Raw genomic sequence first — 220 nt, forward strand, 5'->3', positions numbered from 1 at the left:
ACCCCACGAGATCCTCGCGGACTGATCCGGGGACAGACCCGACGAGATCGAGCGGTTGATTTCAATTGAATCTCGGCAACTCGCCACCGGGGGAACAGCGCGCGGGGAAAGGTAGGAAAATTTTGGGGGTAGGAAAATTGGGGTGCTGGTCGGGGAGGTGCTGATCCTCGTAACGTGCAGGGGATCCGCTGGCCCGGATCGTGTTGATCTGGGGACAGAC

This window comes from Stieleria sedimenti, assembly GCF_025060895.1.
In the GTDB taxonomy this organism is placed as follows: Bacteria; Planctomycetota; Planctomycetia; order Pirellulales; family Pirellulaceae; genus Stieleria; species Stieleria sedimenti.